The following is a 17,991-nucleotide window of genomic DNA, read 5'->3' as shown; positions in this document are numbered from 1 at the left end:
CCTCGTGGCGGACGTCACGCAGTCCAGCGGCCGTTCGGCTTCCCCCAGTGGGACACTAACGCCCAGGTCGGACAACACCTAGTGATCCCCACCACGGGACCCCGGTCACCCCTCGCAGGCCACGCCCGGCTCCCCGCCGCGGTCCAGGGCCGGGCGGTAGCCGGGCTGGTCCGCGCGCAGCGGCGCCGCGCCGGCCGCGCGCACCGCGTCGCAGTTCGCGTAGTACACCTCGTCCGCCGGGGCCGGTGCGGTGGGCGACGCAGCAGGCCGTGCCGTGGGTGAGGCAGACGCTGAGGCAGCAGGCCGTGCGGCGGGTGGCGCGGCGGAGGGCCCGGCGCTCGTCCCTGTCCGGACCGCGGGGTCGTTCTCGGGCAGGTCCTGGTCGGGGCACCCGGCCAGGACCTCGGCCATGGCGGCCTTCTCGTCGGCGGTCACGGAGAGGTCGTAGCGGGTCTTCACCGCGATCTGGGCGGCCACGTAGTCGCAGCGGAACGCCTCGTCCGGCGGCAGCCACGCGGCGGCGTCCGCGGCGGACTTCTCCCCGTTGGTGGGCCCGTCCACGGCCAGCAGGTTCAGCGGGTCGTTGGCCAGCGCCGTCCGCTCGTCCGCGCCGAGCCGGTCGGCGCCGGAGATCCACGCGTTCTTCAGGGCCACCACGTGGTCGATCTGCACGTCGGCCGAGGTCAGCGGTCCGCGGCGGAAGTCGATCGTCGCCCCGGTGTAGGGGTCCTCGAGCGCCCCGGAGAGGACGGTGCACCCGTCGTCGTCGAGCACCACGCCGGTCAGGTCACGGCCCAGGACGTCGTTGCGGGCGTCGCAGCCGTTGCCGTCGGGATCGGCCCAGGTGCCGAACTGCTCGAGCCGGTCGTAGTCGTCGCCGGGCCCGGCCTCCTCGACGGGCAGCGCCTCGAGGGCCTGCTGGGCGGGGGAGGCGTCCCCGGTGCCCGGCGACGGGTCGGTGCACCCTGTCAGCGCGCCCAGGGCGAGGGCGAGGGGGACGACCACGGCCCAGCGGGCACGGGACGGTTCGACCGCGGCGGTCGCGGGTCGGTGGGCGTTGTGCATGGATCTCCTGGTGACGGGGTGCGTCGTCGTCGGACGGGGACGGCGATCCATTCTCTCCCGTCAGGGCACCGGCGACGACATGACGACGGGGCCGCCCGGTCCGGCCGGGCGGCCCCTGGGTCGGGTGATCGGCCGTCAGGCGATCAGCGGCCGGGTGGTCAGCTCACGTCCTCCGCCGCCGCGACCGCGAGGTCCGGGTGGTCGGAGAAGATGCCGTCCATGCCGGCCTCGAGGAACGTCTCGATCTCACCGACCAGGTCGCCGTGCTCGGCCGGGTCGGCGCTCGAGCGGTACTCGGCCGGCAGGAAAGAGTTCTCCGCGCGGAAGGTCCACCCGTGGACCTCGAGCCCGGCGGCGTGGGCGTCGGCGATCACCGACGTCGGCTCGCCGAGGGTGCCGTCGGCCTCCCGCGGGATCATGAGGTCCTTGCAGGCGCCGAGGACGTCGGCGTAGCTCGCGATCTCCCGCAGGCCCTCCCGCGTGGTGAGCTCCGCGTAGCCGCGGGGATCGCCCGCGGCGACGAGGTCGTACGGGGCGCCCGAGCAGTTGACCAGCTGGGCGAGGTCGACGTCGGTCAGCTCGTCGAGCTCGCGCAGGTTGGCCGTCTCGAAGCTCTGCAGCACGACCGGGTCCTGCTTGTCGCCGTAGTCGTTGGCCTCCAGTACCTCGACGACCCTCTCCTCCATGGAGAGCCCGATGGAGTCGAAGTACGTCGGGTGCTTGAGCTCCGGGGCGATGCCCAGGGGCTGTCCGTCGCACGTGCGGGAGCGGCGGGCGAAGTCCACGACCTCCTCGAAGGTCGGGACCGGGTAGAGGCCGTCGAACGCGGTGTTGTCCGGGCGCACGTCCGGGATGCGCTCCTCCGCCCGCAGCGTGCGCAGCTCCGCCAGGGTGAAGTCCTCGGTGAACCAGCCGGTGAGCTCGGCGCCGTCGATCGTCTTCGTCGTGCGCCGCTCGGCGAACTCCGGGCGGTCCTCGACGTCGGTGGTCCCGCTGATCTCGTTCTCGTGGCGGGCCACCAGCTCGCCGTCCTTCGTGGCGACGAGGTCCGGCTCGATGTAGTCGGCGCACTGGGTCGTGGCCAGCTGGTAGGCGGCGAGCGTGTGCTCGGGCCGGTAGCCCGAGGCGCCGCGGTGCCCGATCACCTCGATGCCCTCGTCCTTCCCGCCGTGGACGCGCTCCTGGCCGAGCACGATCAGCTCGGTGTCGTCCGGGGTGCCGGGGTTGCGGGCGTCGTTGCCGGGGTAGTTGTTGTCGTTGCCGACGAGCAGGCGGCCGTCCCGCAGCTGCAGGAGCACCTCGACCGACTGCATCGGGAAGGAGAACTGCTCGCCCACGCCGTAGGCGCCGGGGGACGTCTCCGTGCCGATGCCCGCCGGGTTGGCGATGTCGAGCAGGTCGGCCACGAGCTCCTTCTCCAGGTGCCCCGCGCCGTCCGTGCGGCGGAGGTCGACCGCGTAGACCCGCTTGGTCACGGCCTCGGGGCCGTCGAAGTCGTCGCGCTCCAGGACGACCAGGCGGTTCTTCCCGGTCATGAACGCGTCGCCGACGAGGTTGGCGTCGGTGTCCGTCTCGTAGGCCCAGGTGCGGCCGGTGTACTCCCGCTCCTCGGCGTCGAACTCGAAGATCCAGCGGCGGCGCTGGTCGTCGTCGCCGACGACAGCGCCCTCCAGGATCGGGTAGAGATGACGGCCGTCCTTCGAGGCCGCCATGGCCTCGAAGCCCTTGCTGGCGCCGAGGGCCGGTTCCTCCCCGGCTCCCAGGTACGGGTTCTGCGGGGACCTCAGCTCGCCGCTGCCGCCCTCGCGGACGTCGGCCAGCGGGACGGGCTCCTCGAGCACGACGCCGTCGGCGTCCACGTGGAGCAGGAAGGGGCCGAACTCCTCGCCGATCCAGAAGGTGCCGTCCGGCTGGCGGACCACGGACTCGATGTCGAAGTCGTTGCCCGTGAGCAGGCGCTCCTCGGTGTCCTCGTTGACGACCGGGAAGGGGATGCGGTGGTGCGGGTCGCTCAGCGAGACGGTGTCCCGGATCTCGATGTCCCCGGCCCCGCCCTCGGCGGTCTCCCACTGCGGGGCGATGCGGTAGAGCCGCAGGAGGAAGTCGCCGGAGTTCTCCTGGTTGCCGAAGCCGTTGTCCGGCATGGCCCAGAAGGTGCCGTCGCCGTTGTCGACCATGGCGGAGAAGCCGGGGATCACCTGGCCGTCGAAGGGGCCGGTGCGCCCGTTGGCGGGCGTGGCCTCGGCGCCGGAGGGCGGGCCCTCGGCGAGGTGGTCGGCGGAGAGCGTGGCCCGCTGCTCCAGGACGGGCACGGAGGCGTGGCCCCGGTCCCACTCGCCCGCGTGGGCGGCCGCACCGGTGAACGTCGTCAGAAAGGTGGCCGCGACCAGCGCGGACGCTGCTGCTGTGACTGTGCGCATGCGCCCGAGCGTAGGCCCGGGCGGTGGCCGTCGGGTGGCGGAGAGGAAACATGACGGCGAACGGCGCCGCGCCGGGCGTTCACCGTCCCGGCCCGGACGAGGCCCTCTCCGCCCGGGTCGGACGACGGCGGGGCGCCGCGGTCCGGCCGGGGTCACACGTGCGGGACGCACGGCCCGGCACCGAGCCGGGCGAGACCCGCGCGGTCACCGGCCGCGAAGCCGGTGGCGCCCACGTTGTCGCCGTACAGGAGCTGCTCCGGGTCGTCGACGTGGTCGAGGCCCACCACGTGCGCCAGCTCGTGCAGGATGACCGCGCGCACGCTCTCCGGCCGCTGCATCATGCTCGTCAGCGACGGGGTGTCCAGCGTGACCTGGCCCGTGACGTAGACGAGCGGCTCCTCCGGCGCCTGCCGGGCCGTGCTGCCGCCCAGGCCGGCGACGTCCCCTGCCAGGTCCGGGTGCTCGGCCACGTCCGACCAGGTGATGAGCACCGGCGCCCACCTCCTGCCGTACCGGTCGGGCTGATAGGGCTCGCGCTGGGCGGAGGGGCCCTCCGTGGTGGTGCCGTCGTGCACGAACCGCAGGCCCGTGGCCTCGGAGATCTCCGCGACGGCCTCCTCGAGAAGCTGCTGCCCACCGGGCGGCGCACCGTCCGGGCGTACCACCCAGTGCACCGGCCGGCAGGGGTCGTAGGCGACCATCTCCTGGTCCGGGTCGGGGGAGTCCATGAAGCGGTAGCCGTCCGCGTCTTCGACGACGGGCGGGGTCCCCAGCGGGGCCCGGGCGGCCTCCACGCCCGGCGGCGGCGCGGAGGCGTTCGGCAGATAGGAGCGGACGACGGGCAGGGCGTAGCGGTCGACGAGCCCGGGGGTGAACCACAGCGCGGCCAGCAGCACGATCCCCACCGCAGGGGTCGTCCGCCCCGCCCGGCCCCGCCGCGGCGTCCTCGCCCAGCGGCGGGCGGTCCGGCGAGCCGCTCGGTCGGTGCGCCGCTGCTCACGTCGCCGTTGCCCCGGGCGCAGCCGGGCCTGCCGCTGCTGCTCCAGCGCCTCCTCCACCGCCCACCGCGGCACCCGGCCGCTGGGAGAGCGCTTGAGGCCCGGGAGCGCGGCGCGCTCCTCGGGCTGGGGCGACGGACCTCGCCCCGGCGTGGTGCCACCGTGTTCGCGCATGCTCCTGGTTTCCGTGCTCGATCCGTCGGTCGTGCCGACCACCTCGAAGTGTACGAAAGCGAACGGTGGTGGCGAAGGTGTGGCCCGAACATGACGTGCCCCCCACCCCGCGGCTGCAGCTCGGGACGGACGGACCCGGACGTCCTCGCCTGCGCTCTCCCTCGTGCCGGTCTAGCGAGCCCGCCGCTGCGCCCGCGGGGAGTAGCTCTTCGGGTCGAGCCGGGCCCTGGTCGCCACGTGCGTCTGGGCGCCGGGGACCCTGTCGGTGTTCTGCGCGCTGACCGCCAGCCAGCCGCCGTCCGGCCGGCGGGCCACGGTGAACGTGAGCACCCCCGATCGGTCCCCGGCCCGTTCGCCAGCGGGATCTACCTGCCCGCTCATCCGCCAGGCGGCATGGACCACCGCGGCGTCGTCGCCGAGCCGGCGGACGGTGACGTCCTCGAGGGTCGTGCGGGTGTCGCTGAACATGTGCCGGAAGCCGTAGGCGTGGTTGGCCCGGATCTGCTCCCGGGTGGTCCACCGGAGGCCGACCACGTTGACGAAGTCGGCGTCGGCGGCGAACAGCGCGGCGACCGAATCGGCGTCCGCGTCGTTCCAGGCCGCGGCGAAGCCGTCGGCTACCTGGGCGGGGTCGGTGAGCATGGTCGTCGCCTCCTGGGCCGGATGTGCTGCTGCGCCCATTCAAGCGCGTGGCAGGGTGCGTGGCACCGCGGCCGAGGGCGTGTTCGGCCGGTGGCGGACACGCCGGACAGCTCCCTCCGGGGGGCGGCCGGCTCCACCGGCTCAGGCATGGCGTCCGACGCGGGCGGCGACGTCGCCCAGGGCGGGAATCCTCGCGAGAATGAACGGAGACCGTGCCGAGGAGCGCGGGGCCGGTCTCCCCGACCGTCCGCCCGAGAGCCGAGGAGCCCGCATGACCGAGATCTGGCCCGTGGTCCACATCGAGCGCCAGGCGCTGATCCGGGACCTGGACGCCCTGCCCGCGCCGGACTGGGCGACCCCGTCGCTGTGCCCCGGCTGGGACGTCCACGACGTCCTGGCCCACCTCGTCGACGACGCGAGGACGACGCGGCTGGGCTTCCTCCGCCACCTCGCCGCCGCCGGTTTCGACTTCGACCGCTGCAACGCCGGGGGGGTCGCGCGCGAGCGCCGGGCCGACCCGCGCAGCACGCTGGCCGCGTTCCGGGCGGTGAGCGGCCGCACGACGAGCGCGCCGGCGCCACCGGCCACCCGGCTGGTGGAGGCGTTCGTGCACGGGGAGGACATCCGCCGCCCGCTCGGCATCGAGCGCGCCTGTCCGGCCGCCCCTGTCGCCGAGGCCCTGCGCCACCAGCTGCGGACCCGCGTGCAGTTCGGCGGTGGCAGGGAGAGGGCCGAGGGCCTCCGTCTCGTGGCCACCGACGTCGCCCTCGACGTCGGGACGGGACCGGAGGTGCGCGGCAGCGCTCTCGTCCTGCTGCTGGCGGTGTCCGGGCGCCCGGTCGGCCCGGAGGAGCTCACGGGCCCGGGAGCGGTGGGACTCGTGCGCTGAGCACCCGTCTGCTCGTCCGGAGCCCGACCCCGTCGTCGCGCGCCCGCCGGTCCTGGCGGGAGGCGGGTCAGCTCCGGCGCAGCGGCCGTTCCACGATGCCGGTGGAGACCGCGAAGTACGCGGCCGCTGCGAACAGCAGCGTGGCCCACCCGTAGGCGTGGGCCTCCAGGGCCAGCACGGCCCCGTTGGCGATGAACAGGACCACGGCCACGACCGTCAGCCACTGCGCCACCTGATCCCCGCGCACTTCTCGAACCCCCGCCACTGTGATCCCCTTCGTCGTCTGCCGCCCGGCTGCGCTCGCAACCCGGTTGAGCCTCAAGTTAGGTGCCGTGCGAGGCATATGTCTGGGGACTTAAGTCCAGACCTCGGGAGGCCCGCGGAAACATCGGCCCTGGTCAGGGGCGACAGCCGAACATGACGAAAGATGGCGGCACCGGTTCCGGCCGGAGAGCACTCCGTCGCGCGGGCGTCCACTAGAACGGCGTCGGCCGGACGTGCGACAGGGGCGGAGACGTCTCCGTCTCCGCCCCTGTCCTCGGGGTGCTGAGTGCCTGCTACGGGGCGGCGGGGGCCGCTCCGGCGTCGGCGCCGGTGACACCCTGCTGGCCGGCCGCACCGGAGTCGAGCTGACCGGTGTCGGCGCCCGTCTGGCCGCCGCCCAGCTGCTGGTTGCCCGTGCCGGCGCCGGCGTCACCGGTCGTGCCGTCGCCGGTCACGGCCCCGCTCGTGGGCGCCGCCTCACCGGGCACGACGTCGCCCGCCGTGGTCGGTGCCACGGCCGGATCGGCGCCCTCGGCCGGGTTCACGGCGTCGGTGCCCGGGGCGAGCTCGTCGGTCGGCACGGGAGGAGTTGCGTTGCGCACGGCCACCGACTCGGAGCCCGTCACGCTGCGCTGGATCGTGCCCGTGCCGCCGGACAGCTCGGTGCCGGTCAGGGCCTGGATGCCGAAGATCGCGGCGAACGCGAGGCCGATGATCACGCCGGTGCTCACGAGGAACGGCTTGAGGGGCAGCCGGAAGCGCGGCCCGGGTCCGTCGTCGGCGGCGGTGCTGCCGTGGGTCTCGGGGATGCTCCGGCCGTCGCGGGGGAGCACGCGCTCCGCCATGACCGTGCTGACCTTCTTCAGGCCGCGGCGGCTCTTCTCGAACGAGGTCGAGTAGAGGACCACGGCGAGACCGGAGACGATGCTCGTCAGGGCGGCGCCGAGGACCGTGCCCACGACGCTCAGGTGGCCGCCGATCACGGACATGGTCGCGGCGGTGGCGGCGCCGGCGAGCAGGCCCGGGATGTTCAGCGCGGAGTTCTTCTTCTCGGGCTTCTCGTCCTGGGTGCCCTGCTCGTCGGCGGGGGAGGTGTCGATCGAAGTTTTCTCAAGGGTCATGCTGATGTCCTGATCCGGTCGCGGGAAAGGGGGCCGATCCCCGCGACGTCGCCTGGGCCGGCCCCATCCATTATCCGCGCTGACCTGGGAAAACGGTCAAGGAGTGCGCACTCTCACAGGTCGGGGGCCGGTCCGGCGCAACATGGCGTCAAAGGGCCTGGTCAGCGCGGAGTCCGAGCACGAGAGGATCGTGGCCGTCGCGGACGGCCGCGACGGCCGGTCAATGCGTTCGGGTTGCACCCCGTGATCGGCACGGTCAGGGAGCGGTGCGGGGACCGCGCCGCTGCGGCACGCTGCTGGAGCGGGCACCTGCTCCGGGCGCCGGGCCCGCGGCCGGATTATCGCTGGGCGATAGCGACTGTTCCGTGAGCTGGATCACCCCCGCAGACTGATCGGCACGGGCACCATCGCCGGTGACGGAACCGGCACGGAGCAGGACCGGTGCCACGACCACAGGAGGCACCATGTCGGAGAACTCTTCCCGCGTCGCACTGATCACCGGAGCCGGGCGCGGGATCGGACGCGCGATCGCCGAACGGCTGGCCGATGACGGGCTCGACATCGTCGTGGTCGACATCCCCGAGGCCCAGGACAACATCGACGCGGTGATCTCCGCCGTGGAGGACCGAGGGCGCAAGGCCGTCGGGGTGACCGGGGACGTCTCCGACCACGAGGACGTCGCCCGCATGGTGCAGGAGGGGGTGGACGCCCTCGGGCAGCTGGACGTCTTCGTGGCCAACGCCGGCATCGCCCAGGTCGACGAGATCCTGGACGTGGAACCGGAGGCCCTGGACCGGATGCTGGACGTCAACATCAAGGGCGTCTACTACAGCTACCAGGCCGCGGCCCGCCAGTTCATCGCCCAGGGCACCGGGGGCAAGATCATCGGAGCCGCCTCGATCGTGGCCTTCCGGCCCTTCCCCGTGCTCGCCTCCTACTCGGCCACCAAGTGGGCGGTGCGCGGTCTGACGCAGGCGGCGGCGATGGAGTTCGCCCGGCACGGGATCACCGTCAACGCCTACGCCCCCGGGGTGGTCGGGACCGCGATGTGGGACCTGATCGACGAGCGGCTCACCACCCGTGACGGCGCCCCGCGCGGCAGCGCGCTGCAGGCCCAGGTGGACAACATCCTGGCGGGCCGGGTCTCCGAGCCGGCCGACGTGGCCAAGCTCGTGTCCTACCTCTCCGGGCCCGACTCCGACCACATGACCGGGCAGACGGTCCTGATCGACGGCGGCATCAACTTCTCCTGATCCCCGCGGGCGCTGGGACCGCGGCCTCAGCGCTCCTGCTTCGCCGACCCGGCGGCCCTCGATCCCGGACGAGGGCCGCCGGGTCGGTGCACGTCGTCACCGGTCGAGCGCGGTCGTCGTCAGGGTGCGGGTCGACGACGACGGCTCGACCACGCGCTCCCAGCCGCTGGAGGCTCTCGCGCACTTCCTGTCACTCCCAAGGTACTGCGCACCAGGGGTCTTGCGGCAAGACCCCGGTCGTGCCGCAGAATTCCCAGCCACAGCCGGAAGTCGCGGCCATCTTGGGGAGGGGTTCTGATGATCGACGTGATCGTTGCCGGGGGCGGGCCGACCGGCATGATGCTGGCCGCTGAGCTGCGGCTGCACGGTGTGCACGTGCTGGTGCTGGAGAAGGACGCGGCACCGACCGGACACGTCCGCTCGCTCGGGCTGCACGTGCGCAGCATCGAGGTGCTGGATCAGCGCGGGCTGCTGGAGCGCTTCCTCGCCCACGGCCGCAAGTACCCGCTCGGCGGTTATTTCGCCGGCATCCCCCGGCCGGCGCCGGACGGGCTGGACACCACGCATCCCTACGTCCTGGGCATTGCCCAGCCCACCACCGAGCGGCTGCTGGCCGAGCGGGCCGTCGAGCTCGGCACCGAGATCCGGCGCGGCTGCGAGCTGGTCGGGCTGGAGCAGGACGACCAGGGGGTGACCGCCCGGCTGGCCGACGGCACACGACTGCGAGCGCGCTACCTCGTCGGGTGCGACGGCGGGCGCAGCACCGTGCGCCACCTGCTCGGCGTGGGATTCCCCGGCGAGCCCGCCCAGGCCGAGTGGCTGCTGGGCGAGATGGCGGTGGACACGCCACCGGAGACCCTGGCCGCCGTGGTGGCCGAGGTTCGCAAGACCGAAAAGGGGTTCGGCGCCGGTCCCTCCGGGGAGGGGCTGTGCCGGGTGGTGGTGCCCGCCGAGGGGGTGGCCGAGGACCGCGCGGTCCCGCCGACCCTCGAGGAGTTCCGGCACCGGCTGCGGGTGGTCGCCGGCACCGACTTCGGGGTGCACTCCCCGCGCTGGCTCTCGCGCTTCGGCGACGCCACCCGGCTGGCCGAGCGCTACCGGGACGGACGGGTGCTGCTGGCCGGGGACGCGGCGCACGTGCACCCGCCGCTGGGCGGGCAGGGCCTCAACCTCGGCATCCAGGACGCGGTCAACCTCGGCTGGAAGCTGGTCGCCGAGGTCTCCGGCTGGGCGCCGGAAGGGTTGCTGGACAGCTACCACGCGGAACGGCACCCGGTGGCCGAGGACGTGCTGGACAACACCCGCGCGCAGTCCGAGCTGCTGTCCACCGCGCCGGGCCCCCAGGCGGTGCGCCGGCTGCTGGCGGAGCTGATGGAATTCGAGGAGGTCAACCGATACCTGATCGAGAAGGTCACCGCGATCGGGGTCCGCTACGACCTCGGCGACGGGCACGCACTGCTCGGCCGCCGGCTGCGGGACGTGGCGCTGGGCCGGGGGCGCCTGTACGAGCTGATGCACGGCGGCCGCGGCCTGCTGCTGGACCGGACCGGCCGGCTCTCGGTGGCGGGCTGGGCGGATCGCGTCGACCACGTCGTCGACGCCGGCGAGGACCTGGACGTGCCCGCGGTGCTGCTGCGCCCGGACGGCCACGTGGCGTGGGTCGGGGAGGACCAGCAGGACCTGCTCGGCCGGCTGCCCAGATGGTTCGGCGCCCCCGCCTGAGCACCGATCAGCGGACCACCGAGAGGCGGGCGCAGGCGAACTCGCCGTTCCGGACCAGCTCCTCGTACCGGAACTCGAGGCGGCGCGGGAGGAGCGGGGCCCCGCCGCCGAGCGTGACGGGCGCCCACTGGACCCACAGCTCGTCCAGCAGGCCCCGGTCCGCGAACTGCCCGGCCAGCTCGCCCCCGCCCACGATCCAGACGTGCTGGCCCGCGGCAGCCCCCACCATCTGCTCGTGGACGTCCGCGACGTCCTCGGCGGTGAACTGGACGTCGGCCCCGTCGGGCCGCTCCGGCCGGTGGTGGGTGAACACCCAGCACGGGACGGTATAGGGCCAGCCCCCGGGCAGGTTCTCCCGGATCCACCGGTAGGTCGTGGCACCCATCGCCATGGCGCCCACCCCGGGGAGGAACGTGTCGATGCCCATGGGGCCGGAGCCGTCGACGTCGCGGGTGAGCAGCCAGTCGAGCGAGTGCCCGGGGTCGGCGATGAACCCGTCCAGCGAGCCGGCCGCGTAGTAGATGGTCGTCACGGAAATCCTCCGATGCTTGTCAGCGGTGCCTGCGTCCGGCGGGGAAGTTCAGCGGGGCCGCCTCGATCGTGGTCTTCCGGCCATGTCCGGGCCACCGACCCGGCGGCCGGCCTCCGGCGGACCGCCGCTCAGCGCAGCGGCAACCGCATGAGGACGCGCGGGAACCGGTTGAGCGTCGACGCCGTGTCGGCGGCCCAGGAGAAACCGGCGTGCTCGAACAGGGCACGGGTGCCGACGTAGGCCATCGTGGTGTCGACCTTCCGGCCCCCGTTGTCGACCGGGTAGCCCTCGATCGCCGGGGCCCCGTGGCCGCGGGCGTGCTCGACGGCTCCGTCGAGCAGGGCTCGGGCCACGCCCCGGCCCCGGTGGCCGCCGCGCACCCTGAAGCACCACACGGTCCAGACCGGGAGGTCGTCGACGTGGGGGATCGTCCGCCCGTGGGTGAAGGCGTGCAGCTCGGCCCGCGGGGCGACGCCGCACCAGCCGACCACCGTCCCACCGTCGTAGGCGAGGACGCCCGGCGGGGTCGGCCGGGCGCAGAGCTCCTGCACCACCCGAGGTCTCTCCCGGGCCTCCAGCGCGCGGTGCTCCCGGGACGGGAGCCGGTAGGTGAGGCACCAGCAGACCGCCGAGTCGGGGTTACGGGGGCCCAGGATGGTCGCGACGTCGTCGAACCTCTCGCTCGTCGCCGGTCGGATCGTGAACGGGGTGGGGTCCATGTTCGTTCCTCGCTGCCGGGCGGCGGCGTGCGCCGCGGTGAACGGATGAGCCGCCGCATGCCTCCATTGTCGGCCGGCACCGGCCGGAAGCAACGGCCGAGCTCGCCGTCCCCGGACATCGGCGCCTCGAACGTGGACACTGGACGGAAGAGGGTCCCCGTGGGTCTCCACGTCGGCCGCGGACGGCCTTCAGCACTGCCGATGTGCCCTTTCCGGCCGGGTGCCTGTCCCGGCCGGGGAACCACCGATCGGAGGAGACGCCGTGCGCGGGTCAGCCGTCGTTCTGGGAGCCGGTGTCGCCGGCCTCGCCACCGCCCGCGGCCTGCTCCGCGCGGGATGGGACATCCACGTGCTCGAGCGCTCGCCGGGTCTGCCGGACACCGGTACGGCACTGGGCATGTGGCCCGAGGCGATGCATGCCCTGGACCTGCTGGGTGCGGGCGATCAGGTCCGTGCCACCTCCGTCGAACAGCGGGGCGCGCGGCTCCTCCGGCCGGACGGCACCGAGATCGCCCACCTCGGCCCCGGGCGCACCGCCCGTCTGGTCCCCCGCCCCGCACTCCTGGCGGCCCTGGCCGAGGGCCTCCCCGCGGGCCTCATCACGTGGAACACCTCGGTCACCGACTCCGACGTCCTGCCCCCGGCCGACGTCGTCGTCGCTGCCGACGGCATCCACAGCCCCGCCCGCGTCGCCCTGTTCGGCACCATCGCGCGGCCGCTGGGCACGGTCGCCTTCCGCGGCACCGTCCCGGGGTCCGTTGGCGGGGTCACGGAGACCTGGGGCCCGTCGCGGCTCTTCGGCATCACCCCGCACGACGCCGAGAGCACCAACTGGTTCGCGAGCGTCCGAGCCGACCTCCTCGATCCGGTGCCGTCCCGGACCAGCGCCGCAGGCATCCTCCGCCGGCTCTACGGGAACTGGCACCCGGACGTGCGCCGCGTCCTGGACGCCCTCGGGGAACACCCGATCGACCGGCGCACCCTGCTCGACGTCGCCCCGCTGCCGTCCTACGTCAGCGGGAGAACAGCGCTCCTCGGCGACGCCGCCCATGCCATGGCACCGAATCTCGGGCGGGGCGCCTGCGAAGCGCTCCTCGACGCCACGGCCCTCGTCGAAGCGCTGACCGCGGCCCCCGACGTGCCCGGTGCCCTCCACCGGTACGACGACGCACGCCGCGGACCGGCCACCCGGACGGTGCGCCTGGCCCGTCTGGCGAACACCGTGAGCACCGCTCAGCATCTGCTTCCGGTGCGCAATCTCGTCGTGGCGGCGGCGGCACGGCTGAGCTAGCCGGTGCTGCGTGGTCGCGTGCTGTCAGCGGTGCCCGGTCATTCCGGGGCGCCGTCGCGGGCGCGGGACGTCCACGGGCCGTCGCCGAGCCTGGCGTAGGACCCGGCGACGATCTCCTCGAGGACGTCCAGGTCCACCGCGTCGAGGTCCTTGACGTAGATGCATCCCACTCCGGTGGTGTGCGGGCCCAGCCGCTCCAGGTTCTCGCGGTGGGCGTCGACGCCGTCGTACACGTAGATCGTCGTCGCGGACTTCCGGGCGGCGAAGCCCGCCGCGGGGGCGTCGCCCTCGTGCCCGCTGGTGTACCGGTAGTGGTACTGGCCGAAGCCCACGACGGTGCCCCACATCTCCGCCGGCTGCCCGGTGATCCGGGCGAACCACGGAACGAGCCGCTCGGCGTCCTCCCGCCGCCTCCTGGGCGTGACCCCGGCGAGGTACTCCTCGACCGGTTGACCTGTCTTCTCCACGATGGCTCCTCGGGGTCGCCGGGACGACGATCGTCTCAGCGATCAGGATCGCCGTTCCGTCGGACACGGCACGGACAGGGCGGGACGTGAGGTTCATGGTCCAGGCCACGTCGGCGAGTACGTCTTCCGGGCTACGTCCTCCCAAGTTAGGATGGAAGCACTAGATCCCCCTCGCCTCTCCACGATGCGCACCTGGGGGATTTTTTCTGTCCGGAACTAGGATCAGCTCCGTGTCCAGAGGTCGCATCCCGCCCAGACCCCGCTCTCGGGGCAACACCCACTACACGAAGCCGGCACTGTCCCACGCCGAACTGGTGCACCAGTGGACGGACAGGGGTATGGCGGTACCCGACCCGGATCGTGCCCTGCGCTATCTGCGACACATCGGCTACTACAGGCTCTCGCCCTACACGATCCCGTTCCAGGTCCGCGACGGATCGCCCCGATTCCGGCCCGGAACGACCTTTGACGACATCCTCGACCTGTACGTGTTCGACCGGCAATTACGCCTCTTGGTGCTGGACGCTCTGGAGCGGGTGGAGGTGGCAGTGCGTGCCGGCCTGACCGACATCATGTCCGAAAGAGCCGGTGGCCCCCACTGGTACGTCGATCCCATGCACTTCACCAATCGTTCGAAGCATGAGCGCCTGCTCGGCGAGATTCGGGACGAATGCGCTCAACAGCTACGGCGACAGCCAGAGCCGGCCGGGGACACCATGACCTACCCTTCGGCACTGGAGCACTACCTCACCACCTACGGGACCCCTGAGCTGCCGCCGTCCTGGGTGATGGTCGAGATGCTGACGATCGGGCAGCTGAGCCATCTGTACTCGAACATCTCGCCCCGCAGTGCCAGAACGGCCATCGCCCGGTCGTTGGGCCTGAACGAGGCGGTCCTGACGTCATGGTTGAAGACCTACGTGCGCGTCCGCAATGTGTGCGCTCACCACGGACGGCTGTGGAATGTGGGCCTCGGTGTCTATCCCGCTATACCTGCCGATGTTTCGGTCGCCTGGCTGTCCGATCGCACTGTCCTGGACAACGTTGACACGCGACGCCACCGCCTCTACCCGGTGCTCGTGTCACTCCAAACCGTACTTTCGACGGTGTCGCCGCACAGCACCTGGGCGCAGAGGCTTGTCCAGTTGCTGGAGCAGCACCCACAGGTACCACTTCCCGCGATGGGCATGTTCGACGGGTGGGCGGGGGATCCGTTCTGGACTGCTCACCTCGGGAGATGACGAGACCGCTGGGCCTTGGGTCCGGATCAGGTGAAGACCGGTAGTTTCGTGGAGTGCTCTGCGATCTGGATCTTCCGGGGTCAGCAGGGCTTGTAGAACTTCCCGCCCGGGGCGTAGCAGCGCGGACCGGTGTAACCGGGGATCTCGGCGGAGTACCCGGGAGGAGCCTGGTTCACGATGTTGGCTCCCGGGTTCGGGGCGGGCTTCGGGGCAGGAGCTGGTGCCGGCGCGGGAGCCGGCGCCGGTGCGGGCACGACCGCCCGGCGCGCGGCGTCGGCCGCCGCCTGCCGGACCGCTTCCGCCTGGCGTGCCAGCTCGGCCTGACGGGCAACCTCCGCCTGCCGTGCTGCCTCGGCCTGGCGAGCGGCCTCTGCATCACGTGCGGCTTCAGCCTCCGCCTGACGGCGCTGCTCCTCGGCCTGCGCCCGCTGTGCTGCCTCGGCCTCCGCCGCGCGACGCTGCTCCGCGCCGCGCTCCCGGAGCGCGGCGACGTCTGCCCGGACCCCCGAGATCCCGCCCTGGAGCGACGGCAGCCCGACCAGGTGGCGCACGTGCGGGTGCCCCTTCCCGTCCACGGCGTCGAGCGCCGCCAGGAACGCGACGGCGGCCGCGACCTCACCGGCCGGATCGGCGAGATCCGCCGGGGCGGGGTCGGCGAGCGCGCTCGTCGCCTGCTGCACCTGCGCCGGGATGGTGCAGCCATGGGCGGGATCGAGCAGACCGGCCTGCTGCTGCTCGGCCTCGGCGAAGGCCTCCTCGACGGGCGGCAGGAAGCGGTCGTTCGGGGCGACGTAGAGCGGCGTGCCCAGGCCCTGCCGGGCGATCTCGGCGTTGACCAGGGCCCCGTCCTCCAGGAAGTCCCCGGCCAGGGTGCGGCCGTAGGAGTCGGTGCGCTCTTCGTCGTACTCGAGGCCCACCACGGTGCCCGGTGGCAGGAGCTCCTCCAGCAGCGCGGTCGCCTCCGGGCCGAGGCACTCGACGATCACGTTGGGGTCCTTGGTCTCCGGGGTGTCGATGTTGAGCAGCCGCACGCGCACCACCTCCCCGCCCAGCTGGACGTCGACGGTGTCGCCGTCGATCACGCGGTCCACCACGGCGCGCTCGCCGCGCAGCTCCGGGGCGGCCGAGGCGTCGGCCGCGACCGGAGAGGTGCTCGACGACGACGTGTCGCCGGTCGAGGCCGCCGTTCCGGCGCAGCCGGTCAGGAGCGCGAGGACGAGCGCGGAGGCGCCCAAGCGGAGGGAGGCCGAGGGAGGCGTCATGGGGGTCCTGTCAGGAGAGCATCGGGTCTCCACCAGCCTATGGATGCGAATGCAATCACTGTGGAGGTGGTTGTCCCCAGTTCGGGGGCACCCGCAGCCTCGCGGCTCGGTCCGCAGCCAGTCGTCCCCGGCTGACGGCGTCATCAAGGGAAACGATGCCGCTTCCGCTTGATGTGTACTAATGCAAAGGCATTTGATCGGATGAACACTCACGTTCTCGAAAGCTGACCCCATGACGACTCTCGGCCACCCCGACCGACCTGTGCCCCCGCCGCGTGTTCAGCTGCTGCGCGACGAACAACGGATGGCTCGGTCACCGGCCGCCGCATCGAATGGAGCCCCACTCGTTGCACCCATTCGCTCCACGGGGTTCGCGGCCTTCCGGCTGCTCGGTCCACAGGAAGAGGTCGGCGCGTCGCAGCCTCAGTCATCGCTGGCGAACCGGAGTGCGGGTCAGGCAGTGATCGCCGAGACGCTCCGGATCCAGCACCAGGAACCGTCCCGGTCGTGGTGGCAGCGCCTGGTCGGGACCAGCCCGCTCAGCGACCGGAGCTACCCGTGGTTCAAGGGCGCGCTGGGGGAGATCTCGGTCGGGCAGATCCTGGCTCGCCTGGGCCCGGAGTGGACGGTGCTGCACGCCGTTCCGGTCGGCGCCGGAGCCTCGGACATCGACCACGTGGTGATCGGTCCGGCCGGGGTGTTCACCCTCAATACGAAGAACCACGCGGGCAGGGACGTCTGGGTCGGGGAGCGCGCCGTTCTGATCGACGGGCACAAGCAGCACTACCTGCCCCACGCCCGCCATGAGGCGGCCCGGGCGGCGAAGCGCTTGAGCGCCGCGGTGGGGGAGCCGGTGTCGGTCACGCCGGTGCTGGTGCTGATCGAGCCGAAGACGCTGACGATCAAGCAGCGCCCCGACGATGTCACCGTTGTCACTGATCGGGAGCTGCTGCGCCGGCTGCAGCGGCGCCGCCCCGTGCTGACACCCGAGCAGGTCACCCGGATCACGGCGGCAGCCGTGGTCCCGAGCACCTGGCACGACAACCCGGCGTCACCCGAGGACCCGGTGGAGCTGCGGAAGCGCTTTGCCGAGCTGCGAGCGTCCGTGCGGAGCGCACGACTCCGGCAGGGGTTGTGGCGGCTCGGAGGCCCGGTCGCTGCGCTGGTTCTGTTCTTCGGGGCGGAGCCGGGCCGGTCAGTACTGAGTGCTTTCTGACCGGTGCTCGATCTCGATCACCTGGCTAGGGTGGGAACGTGATGTGCTCCGCCGCTGTGCGCACCCGCTCCTGAGCTCGCCGAGGCCCCGTGCTTCGGACACGAGCCCTCCCATGACCTGCCCCAGGTCGCGGATTCCCACACGTTCCAGGAGACGGACCATGCTGCTTCGCACCTTCCACGCCGACGACCTCGAGGCCCTGATCGACCTCACCGTCCGCGCCTTCGAGCCCATCCAGGACGGCATCCGGCACCAGCTGGGGAATGAACTGTTCGCCCGGCAGAACGGGCAATGGAGACAGGACTACCGGGACACCTTGGCTGAGCTCACCGGTCCGGGTAACCAGCACCGGTTCCTCGTCGCCGACCTCGACGGCGCACCCGCCGGCTACGCCGCGTGGAGCACCCACCCCGGCCCCGCCGGACCGCAAGGAGAGATCATGCTGCTCGCCGTCGACCCCAGGCATCAGCGAAGCGGTCTGGGCCGTGCCCTGATCGACGCGGTCTGCGAGGCGATGCGCACGGCCGGTTGTGTCGTGGTCTGGATGGGCACCGGCGGCGACGAGGCGCACACGTCCGCCCGTGCCGCCTACGCCACCGCGGGGTTCATCCCTTTGCCCACGGTGTTCTACAGCCGCGTGCTCTGACGCCGGTCCGAGCGCTGCCCGCGGCCGGTTCCATGCATGGTGGCGGCATGGGGCAGCTGCGTGCTGTCG

Annotated in this window: 17 protein-coding genes; 7 read left to right on the top strand and 10 right to left on the bottom strand. The window is 72.6% G+C overall.

Annotation, left to right across the window (positions count from 1 at the left end; all coding sequences use genetic code 11):
- Positions 1 to 105 precede the first annotated feature (105 nt).
- From RE027_RS10815 to RE027_RS10800, 4 genes are all read right to left on the bottom strand, one after another.
- Positions 106 to 1,065: a GmrSD restriction endonuclease domain-containing protein gene (locus tag RE027_RS10815; protein ID WP_368808270.1), complete on the bottom strand. Its 960-nt coding sequence runs from the start codon at positions 1,063 to 1,065 to the stop codon at positions 106 to 108.
- Positions 1,066 to 1,223: 158 nt separating this feature from the next.
- Positions 1,224 to 3,485 carry an esterase-like activity of phytase family protein gene (locus tag RE027_RS10810; RefSeq protein WP_368808269.1) on the bottom strand — a complete coding sequence of 754 codons (2,262 nt, stop codon included), beginning with the start codon at positions 3,483 to 3,485 and terminating at the stop codon, positions 1,224 to 1,226.
- Between the two features lie 152 nt (positions 3,486 to 3,637).
- Complete coding sequence (locus RE027_RS10805) at positions 3,638 to 4,657, bottom strand: zinc metalloprotease (protein ID WP_368808268.1); 1,020 nt, start codon at positions 4,655 to 4,657, stop codon at positions 3,638 to 3,640.
- 171 nt (positions 4,658 to 4,828) lie between these two features.
- Positions 4,829 to 5,338 carry an SgcJ/EcaC family oxidoreductase gene (locus tag RE027_RS10800; RefSeq protein ID WP_368808267.1) on the bottom strand — a complete coding sequence of 170 codons (510 nt, stop codon included), beginning with the start codon at positions 5,336 to 5,338 and terminating at the stop codon, positions 4,829 to 4,831.
- 232 nt (positions 5,339 to 5,570) lie between these two features.
- Here RE027_RS10800 and RE027_RS10795 point away from each other — a divergent pair, with 232 nt between their 5' ends.
- A complete protein-coding gene (locus RE027_RS10795; protein ID WP_368808266.1) occupies positions 5,571 to 6,188 on the top strand; it encodes a maleylpyruvate isomerase family mycothiol-dependent enzyme in 618 nt (205 codons plus the stop codon).
- A 67-nt stretch (positions 6,189 to 6,255) separates the two neighbouring features.
- On the opposite strand, the gene RE027_RS10790 is transcribed toward RE027_RS10795, so the two are convergent.
- Complete coding sequence (locus tag RE027_RS10790; protein ID WP_368808265.1) at positions 6,256 to 6,420, bottom strand: hypothetical protein; 165 nt, start codon at positions 6,418 to 6,420, stop codon at positions 6,256 to 6,258.
- A gap of 325 nt (positions 6,421 to 6,745) precedes the next feature.
- Positions 6,746 to 7,573 (bottom strand): hypothetical protein, encoded by an 828-nt coding sequence (locus RE027_RS10785; protein ID WP_368808264.1) that lies wholly within the window; start codon positions 7,571 to 7,573, stop codon positions 6,746 to 6,748.
- 464 nt (positions 7,574 to 8,037) lie between these two features.
- Here RE027_RS10785 and RE027_RS10780 point away from each other — a divergent pair, with 464 nt between their 5' ends.
- Positions 8,038 to 8,826, top strand: a complete 789-nt coding sequence (locus RE027_RS10780; protein ID WP_368808263.1) for an acetoin reductase — start codon at positions 8,038 to 8,040, stop codon at positions 8,824 to 8,826.
- 297 nt (positions 8,827 to 9,123) lie between these two features.
- The gene (gene rox, locus RE027_RS10775; protein ID WP_368808262.1) at positions 9,124 to 10,548 is read left to right on the top strand and encodes a rifampin monooxygenase; all 1,425 of its coding nucleotides are present in this window, start codon (positions 9,124 to 9,126) and stop codon (positions 10,546 to 10,548) included.
- A gap of 7 nt (positions 10,549 to 10,555) precedes the next feature.
- Here the strand turns inward: rox and RE027_RS10770 are convergent, their stop codons facing one another.
- Positions 10,556 to 11,080, bottom strand: coding sequence for a dihydrofolate reductase family protein (locus RE027_RS10770; protein WP_368808261.1), 525 nt, complete (start codon positions 11,078 to 11,080; stop codon positions 10,556 to 10,558).
- 128 nt (positions 11,081 to 11,208) lie between these two features.
- Entirely contained in the window at positions 11,209 to 11,799 is a 591-nt protein-coding gene (locus RE027_RS10765; protein WP_368808260.1) for a GNAT family N-acetyltransferase, read from the bottom strand.
- Positions 11,800 to 12,061: 262 nt separating this feature from the next.
- Here RE027_RS10765 and RE027_RS10760 point away from each other — a divergent pair, with 262 nt between their 5' ends.
- Complete coding sequence (locus RE027_RS10760; RefSeq protein WP_368808259.1) at positions 12,062 to 13,090, top strand: FAD-dependent oxidoreductase; 1,029 nt, start codon at positions 12,062 to 12,064, stop codon at positions 13,088 to 13,090.
- A gap of 38 nt (positions 13,091 to 13,128) precedes the next feature.
- Here RE027_RS10760 and RE027_RS10755 read toward each other — a convergent pair whose 3' ends face one another.
- On the bottom strand, positions 13,129 to 13,557 hold the full coding sequence (locus RE027_RS10755) for a DUF1801 domain-containing protein (RefSeq protein ID WP_368808258.1): 429 nt from the start codon (positions 13,555 to 13,557) through the stop codon (positions 13,129 to 13,131).
- A 338-nt stretch (positions 13,558 to 13,895) separates the two neighbouring features.
- On the opposite strand from RE027_RS10755, the gene RE027_RS10750 reads away from it, so the two are divergent.
- Positions 13,896 to 14,798 carry an Abi family protein gene (locus tag RE027_RS10750; RefSeq protein ID WP_368808257.1) on the top strand — a complete coding sequence of 301 codons (903 nt, stop codon included), beginning with the start codon at positions 13,896 to 13,898 and terminating at the stop codon, positions 14,796 to 14,798.
- An 80-nt stretch (positions 14,799 to 14,878) separates the two neighbouring features.
- Here RE027_RS10750 and RE027_RS10745 read toward each other — a convergent pair whose 3' ends face one another.
- Positions 14,879 to 16,060 (bottom strand): thermonuclease family protein, encoded by a 1,182-nt coding sequence (locus RE027_RS10745; protein ID WP_368808256.1) that lies wholly within the window; start codon positions 16,058 to 16,060, stop codon positions 14,879 to 14,881.
- A gap of 232 nt (positions 16,061 to 16,292) precedes the next feature.
- On the opposite strand from RE027_RS10745, the gene RE027_RS10740 reads away from it, so the two are divergent.
- Positions 16,293 to 17,276 carry a nuclease-related domain-containing protein gene (locus RE027_RS10740; protein WP_368808255.1) on the top strand — a complete coding sequence of 328 codons (984 nt, stop codon included), beginning with the start codon at positions 16,293 to 16,295 and terminating at the stop codon, positions 17,274 to 17,276.
- A gap of 160 nt (positions 17,277 to 17,436) precedes the next feature.
- Entirely contained in the window at positions 17,437 to 17,922 is a 486-nt protein-coding gene (locus tag RE027_RS10735; protein ID WP_368808254.1) for a GNAT family N-acetyltransferase, read from the top strand.
- The last annotated feature ends 69 nt before the right edge of the window (positions 17,923 to 17,991 follow it).

Source organism: Kocuria sabuli (assembly GCF_040981185.1).
In the GTDB taxonomy this organism is placed as follows: Bacteria; Actinomycetota; Actinomycetes; order Actinomycetales; family Micrococcaceae; genus Kocuria; species Kocuria sabuli.
The sequence above is the reverse complement of the archived record's forward strand: the minus strand, read 5'-3'. Positions and strand labels throughout refer to the sequence as shown.